The organism is Enterobacter sp. 940_PEND, assembly GCF_001059415.1.
GTDB lineage: Bacteria > Pseudomonadota > Gammaproteobacteria > Enterobacterales > Enterobacteriaceae > Enterobacter > Enterobacter cloacae_M.
This window is the reverse complement of sequence record NZ_JUMS01000052.1, coordinates 1-26,188: the sequence shown is the minus strand read 5'-3', so window position 1 is coordinate 26,188 and position 26,188 is coordinate 1. Positions and strand designations below refer to the sequence as shown.

Sequence of the window (26,188 nt, the reverse complement as noted above, 5' to 3'; positions counted from 1 at the left end):
GAAGGCGTTGAGATGGTAATGCCAGGCGACAACATCAAGATGGTTGTGACGCTGATCCACCCAATCGCGATGGATGACGGTCTGCGTTTCGCAATCCGTGAAGGCGGCCGTACCGTTGGCGCGGGCGTGGTTGCTAAAGTTCTGGGCTAATTAATTATCCCCGAATAAAAAAAGGACGCTTCGGCGTCCTTTTTTGTTTTCTGCCGCTCAGGTACTGTCACAAAATTACGCATTTTTTGCCTGCTCCCGCCCCGTATTGTGGCGTTTGTGCTATTGTAATCATAACCATTCTCACTTACACTTTGCGCATAATTTGAACGGGAGTCTCTATGTACGTTTGTTTATGTAATGGTGTAAGCGACAAGAAAATACGTCAGGCCGTTCGTCAGTTTCAGCCTCAGTCATTTCAGCAGCTACGCAAATTTGTTCCGGTGGGAAATCAATGCGGTAAATGTGTACGTGCTGCGCGAGAGATCATGCAGGACGAATTGATGCAGATCCCGGAATACAAAGAGATCGCGTAAGCGCCCATCTTTTTTTTGACATCCCTGTAGCCCGATCTACGCTTCAATGAGTGGAAGCGGAGGGACTATATAATGAAAGGTGATGTTAAAATCATAAGTTATCTCAATAAATTATTGGGAAATGAGCTTGTCGCAATTAACCAGTACTTTCTTCACGCGAGAATGTTCAAAAACTGGGGGCTTAAACGTCTGAACGACGTTGAGTACCATGAATCGATCGATGAAATGAAGCACGCTGATAAATATATCGAGCGTATTTTATTCCTTGAAGGTATTCCAAACCTGCAGGATCTCGGAAAGCTGGGCATCGGAGAAGATGTCGAAGAGATGCTGCGTTCCGACCTCAGGCTGGAGCTTGAAGGCGCCAAAGATCTCCGTGAAGCCATTGCCTATGCTGACAGCGTACATGACTACGTCAGTCGCGATATGATGATCCAGATCCTGGCCGATGAAGAAGGCCATATTGACTGGCTGGAAACGGAGCTGGATCTGATTGCTAAAATCGGTCTGCAGAACTACCTTCAGTCGCAGATTAAAGTGGAAGAGTAACCACCGTCTTCCAGCCTACGCATAAACCCGCTGCTGCCAGAAATGGCCCAAAAGGCAGTGGGTTTTTTAATGCTCCCTTATCGCCGGTGAGTAACGAAAACACAAGAATGCTAAGTAGCGCCATAAGCGCAGCGAGTAACGCCAGCGTTGGCAGTATGCACCAGCCATGCCACGCACCAAGCGCCGCCAGGTATTTTACATCGCCGTATCCCATCCCTTCACGCCGGCAGATAAACCGATATCCCCAGTAAATAACGGCAAAGCCGACATATCCAGCCATCGCACCCACCACTGCACTTGGCAGAAAATCAGGTTGGACACAGAGCTGGAAGAGCAAGCCCGCCCATAGCAGCGGGCAGAGAAATTTATCGGGAAGCAGTCCGTAGTGAATATCCGCATGTACAAGAAAGGCAGTCAGCGAAAAATAGATCAGCAAAAAGGGGAGGGTGGTTAACATGGCAAGGCCTCAAAGGGGTTTGAGCGCATCCTCGCTATAATCGGCCTGGTCGGCAATCTATAAAAACGACACTTGCGTAGGGGCTCGAGACAAAGCCTTGAGAAGGGATACATTGCGTAAAAAGTTGCGCGCCCTTACGCATACTGCGCCTCTGGCGCTTAATTTCTAAACGGCACTTGCGTCTTGTCCAGATTTACGTATAATGCGCGGGCTTGTCGTAATTGACGGCGGGTTCAATCAGAACCAGAGTAGCTCATTTTGTTACTCAACAATGCTCCCAATTGGGGAGCTACGTAAGAACGGTTACACTCTCCCATCAATCGTAATGGGTTTGAGGAGTAATCATTTTCGTTTATAAAATAATTGGAGCTCTGGTCTCATGCAGAACCAAAGAATCCGTATCCGCCTTAAAGCGTTTGATCATCGTCTGATCGATCAATCAACCGCGGAAATCGTCGAGACTGCTAAGCGCACTGGTGCGCAAGTCCGTGGTCCGATCCCGCTGCCGACCCGCAAAGAGCGCTTCACCGTTCTGATCTCTCCGCACGTCAACAAAGACGCGCGCGATCAGTACGAAATCCGCACTCACAAGCGTCTGGTTGACATCGTTGAGCCAACTGAGAAAACCGTTGATGCTCTGATGCGTCTGGATCTGGCTGCCGGTGTAGACGTGCAGATCAGCCTGGGTTAATCAGGTCATCGAGCGATTGAGAGGTTGAAACAATGATTGGTTTAGTCGGTAAAAAAGTGGGTATGACCCGCATCTTCACTGAAGATGGCGTTTCTATCCCAGTAACCGTAATCGAAGTTGAAGCAAACCGCGTTACTCAGGTTAAAGATCTGGCTAACGATGGCTACCGCGCTATTCAGGTTACCACTGGTGCTAAAAAAGCTAACCGTGTAACCAAACCAGAAGCGGGTCACTTCGCTAAAGCTGGCGTAGAAGCTGGCCGTGGTCTGTGGGAATTCCGTCTTGCTGAAGGCGAAGAGTTCACCGTAGGTCAGGACATTAGCGTTGAGCTGTTTGCTGACGTTAAAAAAGTTGACGTAACCGGTACCTCTAAAGGTAAAGGTTTTGCTGGTACCGTTAAGCGCTGGAACTTCCGTACCCAGGACGCTACCCACGGTAACTCCTTGTCTCACCGCGTTCCGGGTTCTATCGGTCAGAACCAGACTCCGGGCAAAGTGTTCAAAGGCAAGAAAATGGCAGGTCAGCTGGGTAACGAACGTGTAACCGTTCAGAGCCTGGACGTAGTACGTGTTGACGCTGAGCGCAACCTGCTGCTGGTTAAAGGTGCGGTCCCGGGTGCAACCGGTAGCGACCTGATCGTTAAACCAGCTGTGAAGGCGTAAGGGGATAGCAATGGAATTAGTATTGAAAGACGCGCAGAGCGCGCTGACTGTTTCCGAAACTACCTTCGGTCGTGATTTCAACGAAGCGCTGGTTCACCAGGTTGTTGTTGCTTATGCAGCTGGTGCTCGTCAGGGTACTCGTGCTCAGAAGACTCGTGCTGAAGTAACTGGTTCTGGCAAAAAGCCATGGCGCCAGAAAGGTACCGGCCGTGCGCGTTCAGGTTCTATCAAGAGCCCGATCTGGCGTTCAGGTGGCGTGACCTTCGCTGCGCGTCCACAGGACCACAGTCAAAAAGTTAACAAAAAGATGTACCGCGGCGCGCTGAAAAGCATCCTGTCCGAACTGGTACGTCAGGATCGTCTGATCGTTGTCGAGAAGTTCTCTGTTGAAGCGCCTAAAACTAAGCTGCTGGCACAGAAACTGAAAGACATGGCTCTGGAAGATGTGCTGATCATCACCGGTGAGCTGGACGAGAACCTGTTCCTGGCCGCACGTAACCTGCACAAGGTTGACGTACGCGATGCGACTGGTATCGACCCGGTTAGCCTGATCGCCTTCGACAAAGTCGTAATGACTGCTGATGCTGTTAAGCAAGTTGAGGAGATGCTGGCATGATTCGTGAAGAACGTCTGCTGAAGGTGCTTCGCGCACCGCACGTTTCTGAAAAAGCGTCTACTGCGATGGAAAAAACAAACACCATCGTTCTCAAAGTTGCTAAAGACGCGACCAAAGCAGAGATCAAAGCTGCTGTGCAGAAACTGTTTGAAGTCGAAGTCGAAGTCGTTAACACCCTGGTAGTTAAAGGGAAAGTTAAACGTCACGGACAGCGTATCGGTCGTCGTAGCGACTGGAAAAAAGCTTACGTCACCCTTAAAGAAGGCCAGAACCTGGACTTCGTTGGCGGCGCTGAGTAAGTCGGAGGAGTAATACAATGGCAGTTGTTAAATGTAAACCGACATCTCCGGGTCGTCGCCACGTAGTTAAAGTGGTTAACCCTGAGCTGCACAAGGGCAAACCTTTTGCTCCGTTGCTGGAAAAAAACAGCAAATCCGGTGGTCGTAACAACAATGGCCGTATCACCACTCGTCACATCGGTGGTGGCCACAAGCAGGCTTATCGTATTGTTGACTTCAAACGCAACAAAGACGGTATCCCAGCAGTTGTTGAACGTCTTGAGTACGATCCGAACCGTTCCGCGAACATCGCGCTGGTTCTGTACAAAGACGGCGAACGCCGTTACATCCTGGCCCCTAAAGGCCTGAAAGCTGGCGACCAGATTCAGTCTGGCGTTGATGCTGCAATCAAAGCAGGCAACACCCTGCCGATGCGCAATATCCCGGTTGGTTCTACCGTTCATAACGTAGAAATGAAACCAGGTAAAGGCGGTCAGCTGGCACGTTCCGCTGGTACTTACGTTCAGATCGTTGCTCGTGATGGTGCTTATGTCACCCTGCGTCTGCGTTCTGGTGAAATGCGTAAAGTCGAAGCAGACTGCCGCGCTACTCTGGGCGAAGTTGGCAATGCTGAGCATATGCTGCGCGTTCTGGGTAAAGCAGGTGCTGCACGCTGGCGTGGTGTTCGTCCTACCGTTCGCGGTACTGCGATGAACCCAGTCGACCACCCACATGGTGGTGGTGAAGGTCGTAACTTTGGTAAGCACCCGGTAACTCCGTGGGGCGTTCAGACCAAAGGTAAGAAGACCCGCAGCAACAAGCGTACTGATAAATTTATCGTACGTCGCCGTAGCAAATAATTTTAGAGGATAAGCCATGCCACGTTCTCTCAAGAAAGGTCCTTTTATTGACCTGCACTTGCTGAAGAAGGTAGAGAAAGCGGTGGAAAGCGGAGACAAGAAGCCCCTGCGCACTTGGTCCCGTCGTTCAACGATCTTTCCTAACATGATCGGTTTGACCATCGCTGTCCATAATGGTCGTCAGCACGTTCCAGTCTTTGTTACCGACGAAATGATTGGTCACAAACTGGGTGAATTCGCACCGACTCGTACTTATCGCGGCCACGCTGCTGATAAAAAAGCGAAGAAGAAATAAGGTAGGAGGAAGAGATGGAAACTTTAGCTCAACATCGCCATGCTCGTTCTTCTGCTCAGAAGGTTCGCCTTGTTGCTGACCTGATTCGCGGTAAGAAAGTGTCGCAGGCCCTGGACATCCTGACCTATACCAACAAGAAAGCTGCGGTATTGGTCAAGAAAGTACTGGAATCTGCCATTGCTAACGCTGAACACAACGATGGCGCTGACATCGACGATCTGAAAGTCGCGAAAATTTTCGTAGATGAAGGCCCAAGCATGAAGCGCATTATGCCGCGTGCGAAAGGTCGTGCAGATCGCATCCTGAAGCGCACCAGCCACATTACTGTGGTTGTGTCCGATCGCTGAGACTCTGGAGACTAGCAATGGGTCAGAAAGTACATCCTAATGGTATTCGCCTGGGTATTGTAAAACCATGGAACTCTACCTGGTTTGCGAACACCAAAGAATTCGCTGACAACCTGGACAGCGATTTTAAAGTACGTCAGTACCTGACTAAGGAACTGGCTAAAGCGTCTGTATCTCGTATCGTTATCGAGCGTCCAGCGAAGAGCATCCGTGTGACTATTCACACTGCTCGTCCTGGCATCGTTATCGGTAAGAAAGGCGAAGACGTAGAAAAACTGCGCAAGGTCGTAGCGGATATCGCTGGCGTTCCTGCACAGATCAATATCGCTGAAGTTCGTAAGCCTGAACTGGACGCTAAATTGGTTGCTGACAGCATCACTTCACAGCTGGAACGTCGTGTTATGTTCCGTCGTGCTATGAAGCGTGCTGTACAGAACGCAATGCGTCTGGGCGCTAAAGGTATCAAAGTTGAAGTTAGCGGCCGTCTGGGCGGCGCGGAAATCGCACGTACCGAATGGTACCGCGAAGGTCGCGTACCGCTGCACACTCTGCGTGCTGACATCGACTACAACACCTCTGAAGCGCACACCACTTACGGTGTAATCGGCGTTAAGGTATGGATCTTCAAAGGTGAGATCCTGGGTGGTATGGCTGCTGTTGAACAACCGGAAAAACCGGCTGCTCAACCTAAAAAGCAGCAGCGTAAAGGCCGTAAATAAGGAGCGTCGCTGATGTTACAACCAAAGCGTACAAAATTCCGTAAAGTGCACAAAGGCCGCAACCGTGGTCTGGCGCAGGGTACGGATGTTAGCTTCGGCACTTTCGGTCTGAAAGCTGTTGGCCGTGGTCGTCTGACTGCACGTCAGATCGAAGCAGCACGTCGTGCAATGACCCGTGCAGTTAAGCGTCAAGGTAAGATCTGGATCCGTGTATTCCCGGACAAACCGATCACCGAGAAGCCACTGGAAGTTCGTATGGGTAAAGGTAAAGGTAACGTGGAGTACTGGGTTGCCTTGATCCAACCGGGCAAAGTCCTTTATGAAATGGACGGTGTTCCGGAAGAGCTGGCCCGTGAAGCCTTCGGCCTGGCAGCAGCGAAACTGCCTATCAAAACCACCTTTGTAACTAAGACGGTGATGTAATGAAAGCAAAAGAGCTGCGTGAAAAAAGCGTTGAAGAGCTGAACGCTGAGCTGCTGAACCTGCTGCGTGAGCAGTTCAACCTGCGTATGCAGGCTGCAAGTGGCCAGCTGCAACAGACTCACCTGCTGAAGCAAGTGCGTCGCAATGTTGCACGCGTTAAGACTTTACTGACTCAGAAGGCGGGTGCGTAATGACCGATAAAATCCGTACTCTGCAAGGTCGTGTTGTTAGCGACAAAATGGAGAAATCCATTGTTGTAGCTATCGAACGTATTGTGAAACACCCGATCTACGGTAAATTCATCAAGCGTACGACCAAACTGCACGTACATGACGAGAACAACGAATGTGGTATCGGCGACAAGGTTGAAATCCGTGAATGCCGTCCACTGTCCAAGACTAAGTCCTGGACGCTGGTTCGCGTTGTAGAGAAAGCGGTTCTGTAATACAGTACGCCTTCTCAATACGAATAAACGGCTCAGCGATGAGCCGTTTATTTTTTCTACCCATATTGCAGAAGCGGTGTTATAATGCCGCGCCCTCGATATGGGGCTTTTTAACGGCTCTGATTTTAGAGTCTCAGGTAGTAGTTGACATTAGCGGAGCACTAAAATGATCCAAGAACAGACTATGCTGAACGTCGCCGACAACTCCGGTGCACGTCGCGTAATGTGTATCAAGGTTCTGGGTGGCTCGCACCGTCGCTACGCAGGCGTAGGCGACATCATCAAGATCACCATCAAGGAAGCAATTCCACGTGGTAAGGTCAAAAAAGGTGATGTGCTGAAGGCGGTAGTGGTGCGCACCAAGAAGGGTGTTCGTCGCCCTGACGGTTCTGTCATTCGCTTCGATGGTAATGCATGCGTTATTTTAAACAATAACAGCGAGCAGCCTATCGGCACGCGTATCTTTGGGCCGGTAACTCGTGAACTTCGTACTGAGAAGTTCATGAAAATTATCTCTCTGGCACCAGAAGTACTCTAAGGAGCGAATCATGGCAGCGAAAATCCGTCGTGATGACGAAGTTATCGTGTTAACCGGTAAAGATAAAGGTAAACGCGGTAAAGTAAAAAATGTTCTGTCTTCCGGCAAACTTGTCGTTGAAGGTATCAACCTGGTTAAGAAACATCAGAAGCCGGTTCCGGCCCTGAACCAACCAGGTGGCATCGTTGAAAAAGAAGCTGCTATTCAGGTTTCTAACGTTGCAATCTTCAATGCGGCTACCGGCAAGGCTGACCGTGTAGGCTTTAGATTCGAAGACGGCAAAAAAGTCCGTTTCTTCAAGTCTAACAGCGAAACTATCAAGTAATTTGGAGTAGTACGATGGCGAAACTGCATGATTACTACAAAGACGAAGTAGTTAACAAACTCATGACTGAGTTTAACTACAATTCTGTCATGCAAGTCCCTCGGGTCGAGAAGATCACCCTGAACATGGGTGTTGGTGAAGCGATCGCTGACAAGAAACTGCTGGATAACGCAGCAGCTGACCTGACAGCAATCTCCGGTCAAAAACCGCTGATCACCAAAGCACGCAAATCTGTTGCAGGCTTCAAAATCCGTCAGGGCTATCCGATCGGCTGTAAAGTAACTCTGCGTGGCGAACGCATGTGGGAGTTCTTTGAGCGCCTGATCACTATTGCTGTTCCACGTATCCGTGACTTCCGTGGCTTGTCCGCTAAGTCTTTCGACGGTCGTGGTAACTACAGCATGGGTGTCCGTGAGCAGATCATCTTCCCAGAAATCGACTACGATAAAGTCGACCGCGTGCGTGGTTTGGATATTACCATTACCACTACTGCGAAATCTGACGAAGAAGGCCGTGCTCTGCTGGCTGCCTTTGACTTCCCGTTCCGCAAGTAAGGTAGGGTTACTGAATGGCTAAGCAATCAATGAAAGCACGCGAAGTAAAGCGCGTAGCTTTAGCTGATAAATTCTTCGCTAAACGCGCTGAACTGAAAGCGATCATTTCTGATGTGAACGCTTCCGACGAAGATCGTTGGAATGCGGTTCTCAAGCTGCAGTCTCTGCCGCGTGATTCCAGCCCGTCTCGTCAGCGTAACCGCTGTCGTCAAACAGGTCGTCCACATGGTTATGTGGGCAAGTTTGGGTTGAGCCGTATCAAACTGCGTGAAGCCGCCATGCGCGGTGAAGTGCCAGGCTTGAAAAAGGCTAGCTGGTAATTACCAATTGAATCACGGGAGTAAAGACAGATGAGCATGCAAGATCCGATCGCGGATATGCTGACCCGTATCCGTAACGGTCAGGCCGCGAACAAAGTTGCGGTCACCATGCCTTCCGCCAAGCTGAAAGTGGCAATTGCCAACGTGCTGAAGGAAGAAGGTTTTATCGAAGATTTTAAAGTTGAAGGCGACACCAAGCCGGAACTGGAACTTACTCTTAAGTATTTCCAGGGTAAAGCTGTTGTAGAAAGCATTCAGCGTGTCAGCCGCCCAGGTCTGCGCATCTATAAGAAAAAAGATGAGCTGCCAAAAGTTATGGCTGGTCTTGGTATCGCAGTTGTTTCTACCTCTAAAGGTGTTATGACTGATCGTGCAGCGCGCCAGGCTGGTCTTGGTGGCGAAATTATCTGCTACGTAGCCTAATCGGAGGAAAGAATGTCTCGTGTTGCTAAAGCACCGGTCGTTATTCCTGCCGGCGTTGATGTAAAAATCGACGGTCAGGTTATTACGATCAAAGGTAAAAACGGCGAGCTGACTCGTACCCTCAACAAAGCTGTTGAAGTTAAACATGCAGATAACGCTCTGACCTTCGGTCCACGTGATGGTTTCGTGGATGGATGGGCTCAGGCTGGTACCGCGCGTGCCCTGCTGAACTCAATGGTTGTTGGTGTTACCGAAGGCTTCACTAAAAAGCTTCAGCTGGTTGGTGTAGGTTATCGTGCAGCTATCAAAGGGAATGCAGTAGGCCTGTCTCTGGGCTTCTCACACCCTGTTGAGCATCCGCTGCCGGCCGGTATCACTGCAGAATGTCCGACTCAAACTGAAATCGTGCTGAAAGGCGCTGATAAACAGCTGATCGGTCAGGTTGCAGCAGATCTGCGCGCCTACCGTCGTCCTGAGCCTTACAAAGGCAAGGGTGTTCGTTACGCCGACGAAGTCGTGCGTACCAAAGAGGCTAAGAAGAAGTAAGGTAACACTATGGATAAGAAATCTGCTCGTATCCGTCGTGCGACCCGCGCACGCCGCAAGCTCAAAGAGCTGGGTGCAACTCGCCTGGTGGTACATCGTACCCCGCGTCATATTTACGCACAGGTAATTGCACCGAACGGTTCTGAAGTTCTGGTAGCTGCTTCTACTGTAGAAAAAGCTATCTCAGAACAATTGAAGTACACCGGTAACAAAGACGCCGCTGCAGCTGTAGGTAAAGCTGTTGCTGAACGCGCTCTGGAAAAAGGCATCAGCAATGTTTCCTTTGACCGTTCCGGGTTCCAATATCATGGTCGTGTCCAGGCACTGGCAGATGCTGCCCGTGAAGCTGGCCTTCAGTTCTAAGGTAGAGGTGTAAGATGGCTCACATCGAAAAACAGGCTGGCGAACTGCAGGAAAAGCTGATCGCGGTAAACCGCGTATCTAAAACCGTTAAAGGTGGTCGTATTTTCTCCTTCACAGCTCTGACTGTAGTAGGCGATGGTAACGGTCGCGTTGGTTTTGGTTACGGTAAAGCGCGTGAAGTTCCAGCAGCGATCCAGAAAGCGATGGAAAAAGCCCGTCGCAATATGATTAACGTCGCGCTGAACAACGGCACCCTGCAGCACCCAGTTAAAGGTGTTCACACGGGTTCTCGTGTATTCATGCAGCCAGCTTCAGAAGGTACCGGTATCATCGCCGGTGGTGCAATGCGCGCCGTTCTGGAAGTTGCTGGGGTTCATAACGTTCTGGCCAAAGCATATGGTTCCACTAACCCGATCAACGTGGTTCGTGCAACTATTGATGGCCTGGAAAATATGAATTCTCCAGAAATGGTCGCTGCCAAGCGTGGTAAATCCGTTGAAGAAATTCTGGGGTAATTGACCATGGCAAAGACTATTAAAATCACTCAAACCCGCAGTGCAATCGGTCGTCTGCCGAAACACAAGGCAACGCTGCTTGGCCTGGGTCTGCGTCGTATTGGTCATACCGTTGAGCGCGAGGATACTCCTGCTGTTCGTGGTATGGTCAACGCGGTTTACTTCATGGTTAAAGTTGAGGAGTAAGAGATGCGTTTAAATACTCTGTCTCCGGCCGAAGGCTCTAAAAAGGCGGGTAAACGCCTGGGTCGTGGTATCGGTTCTGGCCTCGGCAAAACCGGTGGTCGTGGTCACAAAGGTCAGAACTCTCGTTCTGGCGGTGGCGTGCGTCGCGGTTTCGAGGGTGGCCAGATGCCACTGTACCGTCGTCTGCCGAAGTTCGGCTTCACTTCTCGCAAAGCAGCGATCACAGCGGAAATCCGTCTGTCTGACCTGGCGAAAGTTGAAGGCGGCGTTGTAGACCTGAACACGCTGAAAGCAGCAAACATTATCGGTATCCAGATCGAGTTCGCGAAAGTGATCCTGGCTGGTGAAGTTTCTACTCCGGTAACTGTTCGTGGCCTGCGTGTTACTAAAGGTGCTCGTGCTGCTATCGAAGCTGCTGGCGGTAAAATTGAGGAATAAGTAGCAGATGGCTAAGCAACCGGGATTAGATTTTCAAAGTGCCAAAGGTGGATTTGGCGAGCTGAAACGCAGACTGCTGTTTGTTATCGGCGCGCTGATTGTGTTCCGTATTGGCTCTTTTATTCCGATCCCTGGTATCGATGCCGCTGTACTTGCCAAACTGCTTGAGCAACAGCGAGGCACCATCATTGAAATGTTCAACATGTTCTCTGGTGGTGCTCTCAGCCGTGCTTCTATCTTCGCATTGGGTATTATGCCGTACATTTCGGCATCAATTATTATCCAGCTGCTGACGGTCGTTCATCCGGCCCTGGCAGAGTTGAAGAAAGAAGGGGAGTCTGGACGTCGTAAGATTAGTCAGTACACCCGTTACGGTACTCTGGTGCTGGCAATATTCCAGTCGATCGGTATTGCTACCGGTTTGCCGAATATGCCTGGTATGCAGGGCCTGGTGTTAAACCCGGGCTTTGCATTCTACTTCACCGCTGTTGTAAGTCTGGTCACAGGGACTATGTTCCTGATGTGGCTCGGCGAACAGATTACTGAGCGTGGTATCGGTAACGGTATCTCTATCATTATCTTCGCCGGTATTGTTGCGGGCCTCCCGCCAGCCATCGCCCATACTATCGAGCAAGCGCGTCAAGGCGACCTGCACTTCCTCCTGTTGCTGTTGGTTGCAGTATTAGTATTTGCAGTGACGTTCTTTGTTGTCTTCGTTGAACGTGGTCAACGCCGCATTGTGGTGAACTACGCTAAACGTCAGCAGGGTCGTCGTGTCTATGCTGCACAGAGCACACATTTACCGCTGAAAGTGAACATGGCGGGGGTTATCCCGGCTATCTTCGCTTCCAGTATTATTCTGTTCCCGGCGACCATCGCGTCATGGTTCGGGGGCGGTACTGGTTGGAACTGGCTGACAACAATTTCGCTGTATTTGCAGCCTGGGCAACCACTTTATGTGTTACTCTATGCGTCTGCGATCATCTTCTTCTGTTTCTTCTACACGGCGTTGGTCTTCAACCCGCGTGAAACAGCAGATAACCTGAAGAAGTCCGGTGCATTTGTACCAGGAATTCGTCCGGGAGAGCAAACGGCGAAGTATATCGATAAAGTAATGACTCGTCTGACTTTGGTTGGTGCGCTTTATATTACTTTTATCTGCCTGATCCCGGAGTTCATGCGTGATGCAATGAAAGTACCGTTCTACTTCGGTGGGACCTCACTGCTTATCGTTGTTGTCGTGATTATGGACTTTATGGCTCAAGTGCAAACTCTGATGATGTCCAGTCAGTACGAGTCTGCATTGAAGAAGGCGAACCTGAAAGGCTACGGCCGCTAAATGGTCGCCTGAGAAGTTACGGAGAGTAAAAATGAAAGTTCGTGCTTCCGTCAAGAAATTATGCCGTAACTGCAAAATCGTTAAGCGTGATGGTGTCATCCGTGTGATTTGCAGTGCCGAGCCGAAGCATAAACAGCGCCAAGGCTGATTATTTCGCATATTTTTCTTGCAAAGTTGGGTTGAGCTGGCTAGATTAGCCAGCCAATCTTTTGTATGTCTGTACGTTTCCATTTGAGTATCCTGAAAACGGGCTTTTCAGCATGGTGCGTACATATTAAATAGTAGGAGTGCATAGTGGCCCGTATAGCAGGCATTAACATTCCTGATCAGAAACATGCTGTGATCGCATTAACTTCGATCTACGGCGTCGGCAAGACCCGTTCTAAAGCCATTCTGGCTGCAGCGGGTATCGCTGAAGATGTTAAGATCAGTGAGCTGTCTGAAGAACAAATCGACACGCTGCGTGACGAAGTTGCCAAATTTGTCGTTGAAGGTGATCTGCGCCGTGAAATCAGCATGAGCATCAAGCGCCTGATGGATCTTGGTTGCTATCGCGGTTTGCGTCATCGTCGTGGTCTGCCAGTGCGCGGTCAGCGTACTAAGACCAACGCACGTACCCGTAAGGGTCCGCGCAAACCGATCAAGAAATAATCGGGGTGATTGAATAATGGCAAAGGCACCAGTTCGTGCACGTAAACGTGTAAGAAAACAAGTCTCTGACGGCGTGGCTCATATCCATGCTTCTTTCAACAACACCATCGTTACTATTACTGATCGTCAGGGTAACGCATTGGGTTGGGCAACAGCCGGTGGTTCCGGTTTCCGTGGTTCTCGCAAATCCACTCCGTTCGCAGCTCAGGTTGCAGCAGAGCGTTGCGCAGAAGCCGTAAAAGAATACGGCATCAAGAATCTGGAAGTTATGGTTAAAGGTCCGGGTCCGGGTCGTGAATCTACTGTTCGCGCTCTGAACGCCGCTGGTTTCCGCATCACGAATATTACTGATGTGACTCCGATCCCTCATAACGGTTGTCGTCCGCCGAAAAAACGTCGCGTATAACGCTCCGTTTTTTAGGTTAGTTGGAGATAGAAAATGGCAAGATATTTGGGTCCTAAGCTCAAGCTGAGCCGTCGTGAGGGCACCGACTTATTCCTTAAGTCTGGCGTTCGCGCGATCGATACCAAGTGTAAAATTGAACAAGCTCCTGGCCAGCACGGTGCGCGTAAACCGCGTCTGTCTGACTATGGTGTGCAGTTGCGTGAAAAGCAAAAAGTTCGCCGTATGTACGGTGTGCTGGAGCGTCAGTTCCGTAACTACTATAAAGAAGCAGCACGTCTGAAAGGCAACACAGGTGAAAACCTGCTGGCTCTGCTGGAAGGTCGTCTGGACAACGTTGTATACCGTATGGGCTTCGGCGCTACTCGTGCTGAATCACGTCAGCTGGTTAGCCACAAAGCAATCATGGTAAACGGTCGTGTTGTTAACATCGCTTCTTATCAGGTTAAAGCGAATGACGTTGTTAGCATTCGTGAGAAAGCGAAAAAGCAATCTCGCGTGAAGGCCGCTCTGGAGCTGGCTGAGCAGCGTGAAAAGCCAACCTGGCTGGAAGTTGATGCTGGCAAGATGGAAGGTACGTTCAAGCGTCAGCCAGAACGTTCTGATCTGTCTGCGGACATTAACGAACACCTGATCGTCGAGCTTTACTCCAAGTAAAGCTTAGTACCAAAGAGAGGACACAATGCAGGGTTCTGTGACAGAGTTTCTAAAACCGCGCCTGGTAGATATCGAGCAAGTGAGTTCGACGCACGCCAAGGTGACCCTTGAGCCTTTAGAGCGTGGCTTTGGCCATACTCTGGGTAACGCACTGCGCCGTATTCTGCTCTCATCGATGCCGGGTTGCGCGGTGACCGAGGTTGAGATTGATGGTGTACTTCATGAGTACAGCACCAAAGAAGGCGTTCAGGAAGATATCCTTGAAATCCTGCTCAACCTGAAAGGGCTGGCGGTGAGAGTTCAGGGTAAAGATGAAGTTATTCTTACTCTGAATAAATCTGGCATTGGCCCTGTGACTGCAGCCGACATCACCCATGACGGTGATGTTGAAATCGTCAAGCCGCAGCACGTGATCTGCCACCTGACCGATGAGAACGCAGCTATTAGCATGCGTATCAAAGTTCAGCGCGGTCGTGGTTATGTGCCGGCTTCTGCCCGAATTCATTCGGAAGAAGATGAGCGCCCAATCGGCCGTCTGCTGGTCGACGCATGCTATAGCCCTGTAGAGCGTATTGCCTACAATGTTGAAGCAGCGCGTGTAGAACAGCGTACCGACCTGGACAAGCTGGTCATCGAAATGGAAACCAACGGCACGATCGATCCTGAAGAGGCGATTCGTCGTGCGGCAACCATCCTGGCAGAACAACTGGAAGCTTTCGTTGACTTACGTGATGTACGTCAGCCGGAAGTGAAAGAAGAGAAACCAGAATTCGATCCGATCCTGCTGCGCCCTGTTGACGATCTCGAGTTGACTGTCCGCTCTGCTAACTGCCTCAAGGCAGAAGCTATCCACTATATCGGTGATCTGGTACAGCGTACCGAGGTTGAGTTGCTGAAAACGCCGAACCTGGGTAAAAAATCTCTTACTGAGATTAAAGACGTGCTGGCTTCACGTGGTCTGTCTCTGGGCATGCGCCTGGAAAACTGGCCACCGGCAAGCATTGCTGACGAGTAACCGGATCACAGGTTAAGGTTTTACTGAGAAGGATAAGGTCATGCGCCATCGTAAGAGTGGTCGTCAACTGAACCGCAACAGCAGCCATCGCCAGGCTATGTTCCGCAACATGGCAGGTTCACTGGTTCGTCATGAGATCATCAAGACGACCCTGCCTAAAGCGAAAGAGCTGCGTCGCGTAGTTGAGCCGCTGATTACTCTTGCCAAGACTGACAGCGTTGCTAATCGTCGTCTGGCATTCGCCCGTACTCGTGATAACGAGATCGTGGCAAAACTGTTTAACGAACTGGGCCCGCGTTTCGCGAGCCGTGCCGGTGGTTACACTCGCATTCTGAAGTGTGGTTTCCGTGCAGGCGACAACGCGCCGATGGCTTACATCGAGCTGGTTGATCGTTCAGAGAAAGCAGAAGCTGCTGCAGAGTAATCTGCAGTAACGTAAAAAAACCCGCTCCGGCGGGTTTTTTTATATCCGCGATATCCCCACTTCTCTACAATGTCTGTATCAATTCTGTTCATCCCCAGGAGCCGGTAATGTGGTTGCTCGACCAGTGGGCAGAACGCCATATTCGCGATGCCCAAAAAAAAGGTGAATTCGACGATCTCCCGGGAAGCGGCGAACCCCTTGCGCTTGACGATGATTCGCACATCGCGCCTGAACTACGGGCTGGATACCGTTTGCTGAAAAATGCGGGCTGTCTCCCCCCGGAGCTCGAACAGCGCAGAGAAGCTGTTGAACTGGCCGATCTTCTCAGAGAGATCCGCCATGACGATCCACGACATTCTGAACTTAGCCGCCGTCTCGCCCTGCTTGAACTCAAGCTGCGCCAGGCTGGGATGAACACTAATTTTCTTCACGGTGAATACGGTGAATACGGTGAAAGATTGATGCAGAAAATAAGCGAGGAGTAGTTATGTACCGCATCGGTGAACTTGCGAAGCTTGCGAACGTTACGCCGGATACCATCCGATATTACGAAAAGCAGCAGATGATCGATCATGAAGTACGTACTGAAGGAGGCTTTCGCCTTTATACCGATAACGATCTGCAGCGCCTGCGGTTTATTCGTTATGCGCGTCAGCTCGGTTTCACGCTGGATTCGATCCGCGAGTTATTATCGATCCGCATCGATCCGGAACATCACACCTGCCAGGAATCTAAAAGCATCGTGCAGGCCCGGCTGGATGAGGTCGAAGCGCGTATACAGGAACTGCAAACCATGCAGCGCTCTCTGCAAAGGCTGAATGATGCCTGCTGCGGTACGGCACACAGCAGCATTTATTGTTCGATCCTCGAAGCCCTTGAACAGGGAGCGAGTGGAGAAACGCAGTGCTGTTGATTTTTAGTTCAACCGGGTCTAGACTCCCGTCGTCATAAACCCTGCTCTGGAGACATTATGAGCCGCTATCAGCACACGAAAGGACAAATTAAGGACAATGCCATTGAGGCGTTACTTCACGACCCGTTATTCAGGCAGCGCGTTGAGAAGAATAAAAAAGGGAAAGGAAGTTATCTGCGTAAAGACAAACATGAAAAACGGGGTAACTGGGAGGCCAGTGGCAAGCAAGCGAATCGCTTATTTACCACTGGCCTTCCTGCTTTTATCTATTGATTAGACGCGGTTATTCTGCTCTTTTAACAGATCGCGGATCTCACTTAACAGCACTTCTTCTTTCGTTGGCGCAGGTGCTGCAGCCGGCTCTTCTTTTTTACGGTTGAGCCTGTTGATCAGCTTGATAGCCATAAATATGGCAAATGCGACAATCACAAAATCAAATACGTTCTGAATAAATACGCCGTAGTGCATTACTACTGCCGGAACATCACCCTGCGCTTCACGCAGCGTGAAAGCGAACTGTTTGAAATCAATGCCGCCGATTAACAATCCTAAAGGTGGCATGATAATGTCGGCCACTAATGATGAAACAATCTTGCCGAATGCCGCACCAATAATGACACCCACTGCCAAATCCACCACGTTCCCGCGCATCGCAAATTCGCGAAATTCTTTAATAAAACTCATTGTTCTCTCCTTGTGCCAGCTGACGAGTTTAAGTTTAACAAATCATTAGCCAATTGCCATTCGGGATAATTAAACATTATGAAAAACAAAAGGCACAGAAATGAGAAGGATAAAGTAAGGGTGCTCTTTCTCGAGCACCCAATTCTTTAAAGGAAGAATGGACTTGGCTGGAATAAACGTTCGACGTCGGTAATAAACTTTTTATCGGTAAGGAACATAATAACGTGATCGCCTTGCTCAATTCGTAAATTATCATTGGCAATCATGACATCATTCCCGCGCACAACGGCGCCGATAATCGTACCTGGCGGCAGTTTAATTTCGTCGATTGAACGGCCGACGACGCGTGACGTCGTTTCATCTCCGTGAGCAACGGCTTCAATGGCTTCCGCTACGCCGCGGCGGAGCGATGACACACCGACAATATCCGCTTTACGAACATGGCTCAGGAGAGCGGAAATTGTCGCCTGCTGAGGGGAAATGGCAATATCAATAACGCTGCCCTGAACCAGATCGACATACGCCTTGCGCTGAATAAGCACCATGACTTTTTTAGCCCCCATGCGCTTCGCGAGCATGGCGGACATTATATTCGCCTCGTCGTCGTTGGTGACGGCAATAAAGAGATCAACTTGATCGATATGCTCTTCAGCCAGCAACTCCTGATCAGACGCATCACCATAAAATACAATCGTATTTTGCAGTTTTTCCGCCAGTTCAGCAGCACGCTGTTGATCGCGCTCGATCAACTTGACGCTGTAATCTTTTTCCAGCCGATGTGCCAGGCCGGCACCGATATTGCCGCCGCCGACCAGCATAATGCGTTTATAGGGTTTTTCGAGGCGCTGAAGTTCACTCATCACCGCACGAATATGCTGTGAGGCCGCAATAAAGAAGACCTCATCACCGGCTTCGACAATCGTGGAGCCTTGCGGGCGAATTGGCCTGTCGTGACGGAAAATCGCTGCAACGCGCGTATCGATATGCGGCATGTGCTCGCGCATGGTGGAAAGCGCATTGCCGATCAATGGTCCGCCATAATAGGCCTTAACCACTGCCAGGCTCACTTTGCCCTCGGCAAAGTTCACCACCTGCAGGGCACCCGGATATTCAATCAGGCGATAGATATTGTCGATAACCAGCTGTTCTGGCGCGATGAGATGGTCAATGGGGACCGCTTCGGAATTAAACAGTTTTTCAGCATCGCGAACATAGTCCGGAGAGCGAATACGCGCAATTCGGTTTGGCGTGTTGAAAAGCGAGTATGCCACCTGACAGGCCACCATATTGGTTTCGTCAGAACTGGTTACCGCAACCAGCATGTCGGCATCGTCGGCGCCCGCCTCACGAAGAACACGTGGGTGCGAACCATGACCCTGCACCACGCGCAGGTCAAACTTGTCCTGTAAGACACGCAGACGATCGCCGTTGGTATCAACAATTGTGATGTCGTTGTTTTCGCCAACCAGGTTTTCCGCCAGCGTTCCGCCCACCTGTCCTGCACCCAGAATGATAATCTTCATATCTCGTGACCTGTTCTCAACATCACTCTTTGATTAGCTTAGCGTAAAAGAAGCCATCGCCCTCTTCAGCACCCGGCAGGTTCTGCAGACCCGGGGATTCAGGCGTTCCTGTATCGCGCAGCGCGGCGTCCGGCGTACGTTTAAGGAAGGCCGCGATTTGCTGGCTGTTTTCTTCCGGCAGTACGGAACAGGTCGCATAGACCAGCGTTCCGCCAGATTTAAGATGCGGCCAAATGGCGTCGAGAATGTCTGATTGCAGTTGGGCAAGTTCCTGAATATCACGATCGCGGCGTAGCCACTTGATGTCCGGATGACGACGAATAACACCTGTTGCAGAGCAGGGGGCATCCAGCAAAATGCGATCGAATTGCGTTTCACCACACCACTCTGCGGGTTTGCGTCCATCGCCCTGCTTAACCTGAGCCTTCATGCCCAGACGCTTAAGGTTGTCGTAGACGCGTGAGAGACGCTGTTCATCGACGTCCACTGCCATCACGCTGGCCTGCGGAGCCACTTCCAGAATATGCGTCGTTTTGCCCCCAGGTGCGGCGCAAAGATCGAGGATCTGCTCACCATTTTTGGGTTCAAGCCAGGTCATGCAACCCTGCGCCGAGGCATCCTGTACGGTAACCCAGCCCTCATCAAAACCGGGTAATGCATGTACCGGTGCCGGTGAGGCCAGACGTACAGCATCCGGATAGGCTTGATGCGGGAATCCACTCATTCCAGCTTCTTCAAGCAATGCCAGCCATGCGGCTCGGGTGTGGTGATTCCGGTTCACGCGTAACCACATTGGCGGGCGCTGGTTGTTGGCCTCGGCAATATCCAGCCACTGCTGCGGATAGGCTTTTTTCAGGCGCTTCAACAGCCAGTCCGGGTGCAGGAAACGTGCTTCGCTTTGGGCAAATTCAGCCAGAAGCTCTTCCTGCTGTCTCTGGAACTGACGCAGTACTCCGTTGATCAGGCCTTTCAGCTGAGGACGTTTAATCGCAACGGCGCCTTCCACCGTCTCAGCCAGCGCGGCATGAGGTGGGATGCGGGTATGAAGAAGCTGATAAAAGCCCACCATAATCAAATAGTGTACGGTGCGCTGCTTGCCTGTCATTGGGCGTGACATCAGCTTGTTAATCAACCATTCAAGCTGAGAAAGCGTGCGCAGAACGCCAAAGCAGAGCTCCTGAAGCAGGGCTTTGTCTTTATCAGAGACTTTTAGTTGCAGAGGAGGCAGGACGTTACTTAATGACTGGCCCTGCTCGATAACCTGCTCAACGGCCTGAGCCGCCATACTGCGTAGATTTTGTTTTTTCATAACCGTAAAAATAAAAATGCCCGGAAACACCGGGCCTTAAGGATAGATTTGCTCAGGCAAGACGATTGCCCGGAATAAACCATTCGCGGCGGGAATTTAACAGATCCTGAGCGCTCATGGCCTTCTTGCCGGCCGGTTGTAGCGATTCAAGATTCAGGATCCCTTGCGCAGTCGCCACCTGGATCCCGTTCTTGTTGGCGTCAACAATCGTGCCGGGTTCAGCCGTGGTAGTACCGCTAATGACGGAGGCTTTCCAGACTTTCACCGGCTGCTCATCAATCTCCATCCAGCTCATTGGCCACGGATTAAAGGCGCGAATGCAGCGTTCAAGTTGAGCTGCTGACAGGGACCAGTCGAGCCGCGCTTCTTCTTTGCTCAGTTTTTCGGCATAAGTCACCAGCGCGTCATCCTGGACTTCCGGTTTCGCCGTATTGTCAGCAAGCTGCTGGAGCGTCTCGATAAGCCCTTGTGGACCAAGGTCTGCCAGTTTGTCATACAGCGTAGCGCTGGTATCATCTGACGTTATGGGGCACGCCAGTTTATACAGCATATCGCCGGTGTCTAAACCTACGTCCATCTTCATGATGGTAACGCCCGTTTCGGCATCACCTGCCCACAGCGAGCGCTGGATAGGTGCAGCACCACGCCAGCGCGGGAGCAGAGACCCATGCACGTTGATGCACCCCAGGCGAGGCATATCGAGCACAGCTTTCGGCAAAATTAAACCGTAAGCCACCACCACCATTACGTCGGCATTCAGGTCAGCAACCAGCTGCTGATTTTCCTGTGGGCGCAACGATGCGGGCTGAAAAACGGGTAGCCCATGCTCTTCTGCCAGCACCTTTACCGGGCTCGGCATCAGTTTTTTGCCGCGACCAGCAGGACGGTCCGGCTGGGTAAAGACGCCAACAACCTGGTGACCAGACGATAACAGCGCGTCAAGATGACGCGCTGCAAAATCAGGGGTTCCCGCGAAGATAATACGTAGTGTTTTAGACACGATGATCCTTGTATCCGGGGGGACGCTATGCGCGAGAACGCAAACGATCCAGTTTCTCTACTTTTTGACGAATACGCTGCTGTTTCAGCGGCGAGAGATAATCGATAAACAGTTTACCGACCAGGTGATCCATCTCATGCTGAATACAAATTGCCAGCAGGTCGTCTGCTTCCAGTTCGAACGGGTTACCGTCACGATCCAGAGCGCGAATTTTCACCTTTTCGGCACGCGGTACTAAAGCGCGCTGTTCAGGAATGGACAGACAGCCTTCCTCAATACCGGTTTCGCCACTCTTTTCGAGTAGTTCAGGGTTGATCAGCACCAGACGCTCATCGCGATTTTCGGAAACATCAATCACGATAATACGCTTATGAATGTCCACCTGCGTCGCCGCCAGGCCAATGCCTTCTTCGGCGTACATGGTATCGAACATATCATCAACGATACGCTGGATTTCTGCATTCACTTCTTTGACCGGTTCAGCGACGATGCGAAGGCGCTCGTCCGGAATATGTAACACTTGCAAAACTGCCATAAATTTCCAGAGTCGTGTTCAGGAGTTGATAAGAATACTCTCTCTATTCTAGACAAATCCCCCATCGATTGACAGCATCAGTGACCAATCGCAATGATTGCGGAGGCCGCTTATGGCAGGGGAAAGGATGACGTCTACCGAAATATGGCTACGGCTAATACACACAGGGTCGCTGTGTGGTGATGTAATGCTGGAAGCGGCTGCGCGACTGCAGAAGCAGGAACACCTCAACGTGCTCGTGGCCAGAAACGCCGGGCTGACAGCAAAGCAGGCTGAACGCTTCTTTGCACTCGATGAGAGCGAACTGGAACGTAGCCTTATGTGGCTTGAGCAGCCGGGACATCATTTATTAACGGCCAACCATCCCCTTTATCCCCCTTTGCTCCGCACGATTCCTGATTATCCCGGGGCGTTATTCATAAAAGGTAACCCTGAGACGCTTAATACCGTTCAGCTGGCGGTAGTAGGGAGTCGTGCGCCGTCATGGTACGGCGAGCGATGGGGGAAAATCCTGTGCGAACAACTGTCGCAAAGCGGTTTCACGATCACCAGCGGGCTGGCCTGCGGTATTGACGGCGTAGCCCACAGCGCGGCGCTGTCAGTTAAGGGACGAAGCGTAGCGGTGCTGGGGAACGGTCTTTTTAGCATTTATCCACGCCGGCATCAGGCACTGGCGATGCGGCTTATCGAATCTGACGGCGCTATAGTGTCTGAGTTTCCGCTTTCCGCACAGCCCAGGCCGGCAAACTTTCCGCGTCGTAATCGGATTATCAGCGGGCTTAGCAAAGGCGTGCTGGTGGTTGAAGCGGCGCGCCGAAGCGGTTCGCTGGTCACGGCGCGATGCGCGCTCGAACAGGGGAGAGAAGTCTTCGCCTTGCCTGGTCCGATAGGTAATCCCGGATGCGAGGGGCCCCACTGGCTTATTAAGCAAGGGGCAACGCCGGTAACAGAAGTAGGAGATATTCTTGAAAATTTGCAATATGGGTTGCAATGGCTGCAGGAAGATCCCGAAAAGCGACAATATTCATCAGATCAGGGAAAGGTGGCATTGCCATTTCCCAAGCTCCTGGCTAACGTAGGAGATGAGGTAACACCTGTTGACGTTGTCGCTGAACGTGCCGGCCAACCTGTGCCAGTAACGGTAGCACAGCTACTCGAACTGGAGTTAGCAGGGTGGATCGCAGCTGTACCCGGCGGCTATGTCCGATTAAGGAGGGCATGCCATGTTCGACGTACTGATGTATTTGTTTGAGACTTACATCCATAACGAAGCAGAAATGCGAGTGGATCAGGACAAATTGACACAGGATCTTACCGATGCGGGGTTTGAGCGGGAAGATATCTATAATGCGTTGATGTGGCTGGAAAAACTGGCTGATTATCAGGAAGGCCTCGCCGAACCGATGCAGCTTGCTTCTGACCCATTGTCAGTACGCATTTATACAGCGGAAGAGTGTGAAAGGCTGGACGCCAGCTGCCGGGGGTTCATCTTATTCCTTGAGCAGATTCAGGTGCTGAACCTCGAAACGAGAGAAATGGTGATAGAGCGCGTCATGGCGCTGGATACAGCAGAATTTGAACTGGAAGATCTCAAGTGGGTGATCCTGATGGTTCTGTTTAATATCCCGGGCTGTGAAAACGCCTATCAGCAAATGGAAGAATTACTCTTTGAAGTGAATGAAGGTATGCTGCACTAATTCAATGTGCAGCACCAAGAGTTGTTATGGCCAAATCAGCACTATTCACGGTGCATAAAAACGAGCCCTGCCCGCAGTGCGGGGCTGAACTTGTTATTCGGTCCGGGAAACACGGCCCGTTTCTCGGTTGTTCACACTATCCGGAATGTGATTATGTGCGTCCCCTGAAAAGCCAGGCGGATGGACATATCGTTAAAATTCTGGAGGGTCAGTATTGCCCGCTCTGCGGTGGTGAATTAGCCCTGCGGCAGGGGCGTTTCGGCATGTTTATTGGATGTAGCCGCTACCCGGAATGTGAGCATACGGAACAAATCGATAAGCCTGATGAAACGGCAATTGCGTGCCCACAGTGTCAGCGCGGTCAATTGGTACAGCGCCGCTCCCGTTATGGTAAGACTTTCCATTCGTGCGATCGCTACCCTGAATGCCAGTTCGTTATCAATTTTAAACCGGTAGCGGGAACCTGCCCTCATTGCAATTATCCGCTACTTATAGAGAAGAAAACCGCGCAAGGCATGAAACGCTTCTGCGCCAGTAAACAATGTGGAAAGCCGGTTACGGCGGATCAAAATAGTGAATAATAACCTGCCATCAGGCTCCATTGCGCATGCAGTGGACGTACTGAAAAATGAAGAAGTCATCGCCTATCCAACTGAAGCTGTTTTTGGGGTCGGTTGCGATCCTGACAGCGAGACGGCCGTGAGCCGCCTGCTTGCCTTAAAACAAAGACCCGTCGAGAAAGGGCTGATTTTGATCGCTGCGAATTACGAGCAGCTTAAGCCCTACATCGATGATTCTATGCTGACGCCGGCGCAGCGCGAGACGATCTTCTCCGCGTGGCCTGGACCGGTGACCTTCGTCTTCCCTGCGCAGCCGACAACGCCGCGCTGGTTAACCGGACGCTTTGATTCCCTCGCCGTTCGCGTCACTGACCATCCGCTGGTGGTTGAGCTTTGTCTGGCGTTTGGTAAACCGCTGGTCTCAACCAGCGCCAACCTGACCGGATTGCCACCTTGTCGGACAACCGAAGAAGTGCTGGCGCAGTTCGGGAATGACTTCCCTGTTGCTGTCGGTGAAACGGGAGGGCGTCTGAATCCGTCTGAAATTCGCGACGCTTTAACCGGCGAGCGTTTTCGCCAGGGGTAATCTCATGGAAACCTATGCTGTTTTTGGTAATCCGATTGCACACAGCAAATCACCGTTGATTCATCAGCAATTTGCGAAGCAGCTGCAGATAAATCATCCCTATGGTCGCGTACTGGCACCGGTGGATGCATTTATTCCAACGCTGGAGGCTTTTTTCGCCGCGGGCGGTAAAGGTGCGAATGTGACGGTCCCGTTTAAAGAAGAAGCCTTCGAACGTGCGGATGAGCTGACCGAGCGCGCTTCACTGGCTGGTGCAGTCAATACCCTAAAACGGCTTGAGGATGGTCGCCTTTTGGGGGATAACACCGACGGAATTGGTTTACTTAGCGATCTGGAACGACTTTCATTTATTAAGCCCGGGTTCCGGGTCCTGCTGATTGGTGCGGGCGGCGCATCGCGGGGAGTACTGTTGCCTCTGCTTTCACTGGACTGCGCGGTGACCATTACCAACAGAACCTTTTCCCGTGCAGAAGCGCTGGCGGCGTTGTTTGCGCATACCGGTAGCGTGAGCGCGGTAGCGCTTGACGATCTTGCCGATCGTGAGTTCGATCTTGTCATTAATGCCACGTCCAGCGGCATTAATGGCGAGATCCCGGCAATTCCCGCTTCTCTGGTCAGCGCGCATATGTACTTCTATGACATGTTTTATCAGAAAGGGAAGACGCCTTTCCTTAACTGGTGCGAACAACACGGCGCGAAACAGTTAGCCGATGGGCTGGGAATGCTGGTGGGTCAGGCCGCGCATGCGGTGCTGCTCTGGCATGGCGTGTTGCCTGCGGTCGAACCTGTCATTGAAAAGTTAAAGCAGGAACTTTCGGCGTGAACCAGGCTATTCATTTCCCGGACAGAGAGAGCTGGGATGAGAGTAAACAAGCGGTTTGTTTTCCGGTGCTGGTGCAGGGTATGCAACTTACCTGTGCCATTCATGGGGAAACGCTGCTGCGTCGTTTTGGCGGTTCAAACCCGATAGCGGTATTTTGCGAAAATCGCTGGGATCTGGAAGAGGAAGCCAGCGATTTAATCCGCGAACAGCAGGAAGACGATCAGGGCTGGGTTTGGTTGTCCTGATCCAGATACTCATTCTTCCACGTAACGTAGTTGTTCGCTGAGTATTTTAACCCTTCGATCTCTGCCTCCTTCAGGGGGCGGATCTGTTTTACCGGGCTTCCCAGATAGAGATAGCCGCTCTCCAGCCGTTTGTTCTGCGGGACCAGGCTACCGGCACCAATCATTACGTCATCTTCTACTATGACGCCATCCAGCAAAATCGACCCCATGCCAACAAGCACGCGATTTCCGATAGTGCAGCCGTGAAGCATCACTTTATGACCGACGGTAACCTCTTCTCCAATGATGAGGGGATTGCCCTCCGGGTTATAGGAGGATTTGTGCGTGACATGCAGAACGCAACCGTCCTGAATGTTGGTACGTGCACCAATCGACACATAGTTAACATCACCCCTGATGGCGACGAGCGGCCAGATGCTGACATCCTCGGCTATTCGGACATCACCAATCACCACGCTGCTGGCATCGATCATCACGCGATCGCCTTTTTGGGGGAACAGATCTTTATAAGGACGCAATACTGCGGGCATATCTACCTCTAACAATGGGCGCTATACAGAAGACTTTGATCATATTAATGGATCGCGGCAAGGCAAAACACGTCAATATTTAAGCAGATCGGGCGGGATTTCAGCGAAAAGCGCGGAAAATCAGCAGTCGGAAAAAAAGATCTAAAAAATACTTGTGCTAAAAAATGGGATCCCTATAATGCGCCTCCATCGACACGGCGGATGTGAATCACTTCACAAA

46 protein-coding genes and 1 pseudogene are annotated in these 26,188 nt (G+C 51.1%); 40 read left to right on the top strand and 7 right to left on the bottom strand.

Going from position 1 to position 26,188, the window contains the following annotated elements; translation table 11 throughout:
* The 3 genes and pseudogenes from tuf to bfr form a co-directional block, all read left to right on the top strand.
* Positions 1-150, top strand: a pseudogene (tuf, locus tag ADJ24_RS24030) (elongation factor Tu); the annotation flags it as partial.
* 179 nt (positions 151-329) lie between these two features.
* Positions 330-524: a bacterioferritin-associated ferredoxin gene (bfd, locus tag ADJ24_RS07620; protein ID WP_008503493.1), complete on the top strand. Its 195-nt coding sequence runs from the start codon at positions 330-332 to the stop codon at positions 522-524.
* A 72-nt stretch (positions 525-596) separates the two neighbouring features.
* Positions 597-1,073, top strand: coding sequence for a bacterioferritin (gene bfr, locus ADJ24_RS07615; protein WP_008503492.1), 477 nt, complete (start codon positions 597-599; stop codon positions 1,071-1,073).
* Here the strand turns inward: bfr and ADJ24_RS07610 are convergent.
* Positions 1,057-1,530, bottom strand: coding sequence for a prepilin peptidase (locus ADJ24_RS07610; RefSeq protein WP_023309455.1), 474 nt, complete (start codon positions 1,528-1,530; stop codon positions 1,057-1,059). The genes bfr and ADJ24_RS07610 overlap by 17 nt on opposite strands.
* A gap of 379 nt (positions 1,531-1,909) precedes the next feature.
* Here ADJ24_RS07610 and rpsJ point away from each other — a divergent pair, with 379 nt between their 5' ends.
* The 31 genes from rpsJ to ADJ24_RS07460 all read left to right on the top strand — a co-directional run bounded on the left by rpsJ (position 1,910) and on the right by ADJ24_RS07460 (position 16,749).
* Positions 1,910-2,221 carry a 30S ribosomal protein S10 gene (rpsJ, locus tag ADJ24_RS07605; RefSeq protein WP_001181005.1) on the top strand — a complete coding sequence of 104 codons (312 nt, stop codon included), beginning with the start codon at positions 1,910-1,912 and terminating at the stop codon, positions 2,219-2,221.
* A 32-nt stretch (positions 2,222-2,253) separates the two neighbouring features.
* Positions 2,254-2,883 (top strand): 50S ribosomal protein L3, encoded by a 630-nt coding sequence (gene rplC / locus ADJ24_RS07600; RefSeq protein ID WP_003863274.1) that lies wholly within the window; start codon positions 2,254-2,256, stop codon positions 2,881-2,883.
* A gap of 10 nt (positions 2,884-2,893) precedes the next feature.
* A complete protein-coding gene (rplD, locus tag ADJ24_RS07595; RefSeq protein ID WP_000424395.1) occupies positions 2,894-3,499 on the top strand; it encodes a 50S ribosomal protein L4 in 606 nt (201 codons plus the stop codon).
* Entirely contained in the window at positions 3,496-3,798 is a 303-nt protein-coding gene (rplW, locus tag ADJ24_RS07590) for a 50S ribosomal protein L23 (RefSeq protein WP_000617546.1), read from the top strand. Before rplD ends, rplW begins: the two co-directional genes overlap by 4 nt.
* A gap of 17 nt (positions 3,799-3,815) precedes the next feature.
* Positions 3,816-4,637 (top strand): 50S ribosomal protein L2, encoded by an 822-nt coding sequence (gene rplB, locus ADJ24_RS07585; RefSeq protein ID WP_000301859.1) that lies wholly within the window; start codon positions 3,816-3,818, stop codon positions 4,635-4,637.
* A gap of 16 nt (positions 4,638-4,653) precedes the next feature.
* On the top strand, positions 4,654-4,932 hold the full coding sequence (rpsS, locus tag ADJ24_RS07580) for a 30S ribosomal protein S19 (protein WP_048702299.1): 279 nt from the start codon (positions 4,654-4,656) through the stop codon (positions 4,930-4,932).
* 14 nt (positions 4,933-4,946) lie between these two features.
* Complete coding sequence (rplV, locus tag ADJ24_RS07575) at positions 4,947-5,279, top strand: 50S ribosomal protein L22 (protein WP_002919773.1); 333 nt, start codon at positions 4,947-4,949, stop codon at positions 5,277-5,279.
* Positions 5,280-5,296: 17 nt separating this feature from the next.
* Complete coding sequence (gene rpsC, locus ADJ24_RS07570) at positions 5,297-5,998, top strand: 30S ribosomal protein S3 (RefSeq protein WP_000529945.1); 702 nt, start codon at positions 5,297-5,299, stop codon at positions 5,996-5,998.
* A 12-nt stretch (positions 5,999-6,010) separates the two neighbouring features.
* On the top strand, positions 6,011-6,421 hold the full coding sequence (gene rplP / locus ADJ24_RS07565) for a 50S ribosomal protein L16 (RefSeq protein ID WP_002919759.1): 411 nt from the start codon (positions 6,011-6,013) through the stop codon (positions 6,419-6,421).
* A complete protein-coding gene (gene rpmC, locus ADJ24_RS07560; RefSeq protein ID WP_003863282.1) occupies positions 6,421-6,612 on the top strand; it encodes a 50S ribosomal protein L29 in 192 nt (63 codons plus the stop codon). The genes rplP and rpmC overlap by 1 nt, the downstream gene beginning before the upstream one ends.
* Positions 6,612-6,866: a 30S ribosomal protein S17 gene (gene rpsQ, locus ADJ24_RS07555; protein WP_008503489.1), complete on the top strand. Its 255-nt coding sequence runs from the start codon at positions 6,612-6,614 to the stop codon at positions 6,864-6,866. The genes rpmC and rpsQ overlap by 1 nt, the downstream gene beginning before the upstream one ends.
* A 166-nt stretch (positions 6,867-7,032) precedes the next feature.
* Complete coding sequence (gene rplN, locus ADJ24_RS07550) at positions 7,033-7,404, top strand: 50S ribosomal protein L14 (protein WP_002919748.1); 372 nt, start codon at positions 7,033-7,035, stop codon at positions 7,402-7,404.
* 10 nt (positions 7,405-7,414) lie between these two features.
* Positions 7,415-7,729, top strand: a complete 315-nt coding sequence (gene rplX, locus ADJ24_RS07545; RefSeq protein WP_003863287.1) for a 50S ribosomal protein L24 — start codon at positions 7,415-7,417, stop codon at positions 7,727-7,729.
* A 14-nt stretch (positions 7,730-7,743) separates the two neighbouring features.
* A complete protein-coding gene (gene rplE, locus ADJ24_RS07540; protein WP_001096206.1) occupies positions 7,744-8,283 on the top strand; it encodes a 50S ribosomal protein L5 in 540 nt (179 codons plus the stop codon).
* A 14-nt stretch (positions 8,284-8,297) separates the two neighbouring features.
* The gene (gene rpsN, locus ADJ24_RS07535) at positions 8,298-8,603 is read left to right on the top strand and encodes a 30S ribosomal protein S14 (protein ID WP_003863291.1); all 306 of its coding nucleotides are present in this window, start codon (positions 8,298-8,300) and stop codon (positions 8,601-8,603) included.
* A gap of 30 nt (positions 8,604-8,633) precedes the next feature.
* Positions 8,634-9,026 (top strand): 30S ribosomal protein S8, encoded by a 393-nt coding sequence (gene rpsH, locus ADJ24_RS07530; RefSeq protein WP_006178918.1) that lies wholly within the window; start codon positions 8,634-8,636, stop codon positions 9,024-9,026.
* 12 nt (positions 9,027-9,038) lie between these two features.
* Positions 9,039-9,572 (top strand): 50S ribosomal protein L6, encoded by a 534-nt coding sequence (gene rplF, locus ADJ24_RS07525; RefSeq protein WP_003863296.1) that lies wholly within the window; start codon positions 9,039-9,041, stop codon positions 9,570-9,572.
* 9 nt (positions 9,573-9,581) lie between these two features.
* Positions 9,582-9,935, top strand: coding sequence for a 50S ribosomal protein L18 (gene rplR, locus ADJ24_RS07520; protein WP_003863297.1), 354 nt, complete (start codon positions 9,582-9,584; stop codon positions 9,933-9,935).
* A 14-nt stretch (positions 9,936-9,949) separates the two neighbouring features.
* Positions 9,950-10,450: a 30S ribosomal protein S5 gene (gene rpsE, locus ADJ24_RS07515; RefSeq protein WP_003863299.1), complete on the top strand. Its 501-nt coding sequence runs from the start codon at positions 9,950-9,952 to the stop codon at positions 10,448-10,450.
* 6 nt (positions 10,451-10,456) lie between these two features.
* Positions 10,457-10,636, top strand: a complete 180-nt coding sequence (rpmD, locus tag ADJ24_RS07510; protein WP_003863301.1) for a 50S ribosomal protein L30 — start codon at positions 10,457-10,459, stop codon at positions 10,634-10,636.
* 3 nt (positions 10,637-10,639) lie between these two features.
* A complete protein-coding gene (gene rplO / locus ADJ24_RS07505; protein ID WP_003863304.1) occupies positions 10,640-11,074 on the top strand; it encodes a 50S ribosomal protein L15 in 435 nt (144 codons plus the stop codon).
* A 7-nt stretch (positions 11,075-11,081) separates the two neighbouring features.
* Entirely contained in the window at positions 11,082-12,413 is a 1,332-nt protein-coding gene (gene secY / locus ADJ24_RS07500; protein ID WP_003863305.1) for a preprotein translocase subunit SecY, read from the top strand.
* Positions 12,414-12,444: 31 nt separating this feature from the next.
* Positions 12,445-12,561, top strand: coding sequence for a 50S ribosomal protein L36 (rpmJ, locus tag ADJ24_RS23460; protein ID WP_000868187.1), 117 nt, complete (start codon positions 12,445-12,447; stop codon positions 12,559-12,561).
* Between the two features lie 146 nt (positions 12,562-12,707).
* Positions 12,708-13,064: a 30S ribosomal protein S13 gene (rpsM, locus tag ADJ24_RS07495; RefSeq protein WP_003863308.1), complete on the top strand. Its 357-nt coding sequence runs from the start codon at positions 12,708-12,710 to the stop codon at positions 13,062-13,064.
* Positions 13,065-13,080: 16 nt separating this feature from the next.
* On the top strand, positions 13,081-13,470 hold the full coding sequence (rpsK, locus tag ADJ24_RS07490) for a 30S ribosomal protein S11 (RefSeq protein ID WP_003863312.1): 390 nt from the start codon (positions 13,081-13,083) through the stop codon (positions 13,468-13,470).
* A gap of 33 nt (positions 13,471-13,503) precedes the next feature.
* Positions 13,504-14,124: a 30S ribosomal protein S4 gene (rpsD, locus tag ADJ24_RS07485; protein ID WP_004868345.1), complete on the top strand. Its 621-nt coding sequence runs from the start codon at positions 13,504-13,506 to the stop codon at positions 14,122-14,124.
* Between the two features lie 25 nt (positions 14,125-14,149).
* Entirely contained in the window at positions 14,150-15,139 is a 990-nt protein-coding gene (locus tag ADJ24_RS07480) for a DNA-directed RNA polymerase subunit alpha (protein WP_002919219.1), read from the top strand.
* 40 nt (positions 15,140-15,179) lie between these two features.
* On the top strand, positions 15,180-15,563 hold the full coding sequence (gene rplQ / locus ADJ24_RS07475) for a 50S ribosomal protein L17 (RefSeq protein ID WP_001216368.1): 384 nt from the start codon (positions 15,180-15,182) through the stop codon (positions 15,561-15,563).
* 107 nt (positions 15,564-15,670) lie between these two features.
* Entirely contained in the window at positions 15,671-16,048 is a 378-nt protein-coding gene (locus ADJ24_RS07470; protein ID WP_023309452.1) for a DUF1992 domain-containing protein, read from the top strand.
* Between the two features lie 2 nt (positions 16,049-16,050).
* Positions 16,051-16,476: a Zn(2+)-responsive transcriptional regulator gene (gene zntR / locus ADJ24_RS07465; RefSeq protein ID WP_023309451.1), complete on the top strand. Its 426-nt coding sequence runs from the start codon at positions 16,051-16,053 to the stop codon at positions 16,474-16,476.
* Positions 16,477-16,533: 57 nt separating this feature from the next.
* Entirely contained in the window at positions 16,534-16,749 is a 216-nt protein-coding gene (locus tag ADJ24_RS07460; protein WP_023309450.1) for an alternative ribosome-rescue factor A, read from the top strand.
* On the opposite strand, the gene mscL is transcribed toward ADJ24_RS07460, so the two are convergent.
* From mscL to def, 5 genes are all read right to left on the bottom strand, one after another.
* The gene (mscL, locus tag ADJ24_RS07455) at positions 16,750-17,160 is read right to left on the bottom strand and encodes a large-conductance mechanosensitive channel protein MscL (RefSeq protein WP_023309449.1); all 411 of its coding nucleotides are present in this window, start codon (positions 17,158-17,160) and stop codon (positions 16,750-16,752) included. It lies immediately after the preceding gene.
* A gap of 146 nt (positions 17,161-17,306) precedes the next feature.
* On the bottom strand, positions 17,307-18,683 hold the full coding sequence (trkA, locus tag ADJ24_RS07450) for a Trk system potassium transporter TrkA (RefSeq protein WP_008503482.1): 1,377 nt from the start codon (positions 18,681-18,683) through the stop codon (positions 17,307-17,309).
* 22 nt (positions 18,684-18,705) lie between these two features.
* The gene (gene rsmB, locus ADJ24_RS07445; protein ID WP_032668274.1) at positions 18,706-19,992 is read right to left on the bottom strand and encodes a 16S rRNA (cytosine(967)-C(5))-methyltransferase RsmB; all 1,287 of its coding nucleotides are present in this window, start codon (positions 19,990-19,992) and stop codon (positions 18,706-18,708) included.
* Between the two features lie 52 nt (positions 19,993-20,044).
* Complete coding sequence (gene fmt, locus ADJ24_RS07440; RefSeq protein ID WP_023309447.1) at positions 20,045-20,992, bottom strand: methionyl-tRNA formyltransferase; 948 nt, start codon at positions 20,990-20,992, stop codon at positions 20,045-20,047.
* Positions 20,993-21,017: 25 nt separating this feature from the next.
* The gene (def, locus tag ADJ24_RS07435) at positions 21,018-21,527 is read right to left on the bottom strand and encodes a peptide deformylase (protein ID WP_006812188.1); all 510 of its coding nucleotides are present in this window, start codon (positions 21,525-21,527) and stop codon (positions 21,018-21,020) included.
* Between the two features lie 127 nt (positions 21,528-21,654).
* Between def and dprA the strand changes: the two genes are divergently transcribed.
* The 6 genes from dprA to ADJ24_RS07405 are packed head-to-tail and all read left to right on the top strand — an operon-like array spanning position 21,655 to position 25,438.
* Positions 21,655-22,779: a DNA-protecting protein DprA gene (gene dprA / locus ADJ24_RS07430; RefSeq protein WP_032667958.1), complete on the top strand. Its 1,125-nt coding sequence runs from the start codon at positions 21,655-21,657 to the stop codon at positions 22,777-22,779.
* Entirely contained in the window at positions 22,751-23,224 is a 474-nt protein-coding gene (gene smg / locus ADJ24_RS07425) for a DUF494 family protein Smg (protein WP_008503477.1), read from the top strand. Before dprA ends, smg begins: the two co-directional genes overlap by 29 nt.
* Positions 23,225-23,250: 26 nt before the next feature.
* The gene (locus tag ADJ24_RS23455; protein WP_023309445.1) at positions 23,251-23,805 is read left to right on the top strand and encodes a type I DNA topoisomerase; all 555 of its coding nucleotides are present in this window, start codon (positions 23,251-23,253) and stop codon (positions 23,803-23,805) included.
* On the top strand, positions 23,798-24,370 hold the full coding sequence (gene tsaC / locus ADJ24_RS07415) for an L-threonylcarbamoyladenylate synthase type 1 TsaC (RefSeq protein WP_023309444.1): 573 nt from the start codon (positions 23,798-23,800) through the stop codon (positions 24,368-24,370). The genes ADJ24_RS23455 and tsaC overlap by 8 nt, the downstream gene beginning before the upstream one ends.
* A 4-nt stretch (positions 24,371-24,374) precedes the next feature.
* Positions 24,375-25,193, top strand: coding sequence for a shikimate dehydrogenase (gene aroE / locus ADJ24_RS07410; protein ID WP_023309443.1), 819 nt, complete (start codon positions 24,375-24,377; stop codon positions 25,191-25,193).
* A complete protein-coding gene (locus tag ADJ24_RS07405) occupies positions 25,190-25,438 on the top strand; it encodes a DUF1488 domain-containing protein (RefSeq protein WP_023309442.1) in 249 nt (82 codons plus the stop codon). The genes aroE and ADJ24_RS07405 overlap by 4 nt, the downstream gene beginning before the upstream one ends.
* Here ADJ24_RS07405 and ADJ24_RS07400 read toward each other — a convergent pair.
* Positions 25,414-25,968 carry a gamma carbonic anhydrase family protein gene (locus tag ADJ24_RS07400; RefSeq protein WP_023309441.1) on the bottom strand — a complete coding sequence of 185 codons (555 nt, stop codon included), beginning with the start codon at positions 25,966-25,968 and terminating at the stop codon, positions 25,414-25,416. The two genes, ADJ24_RS07405 and ADJ24_RS07400, sit on opposite strands and share 25 nt — an antisense overlap.
* Positions 25,969-26,188 lie beyond the last annotated feature (220 nt).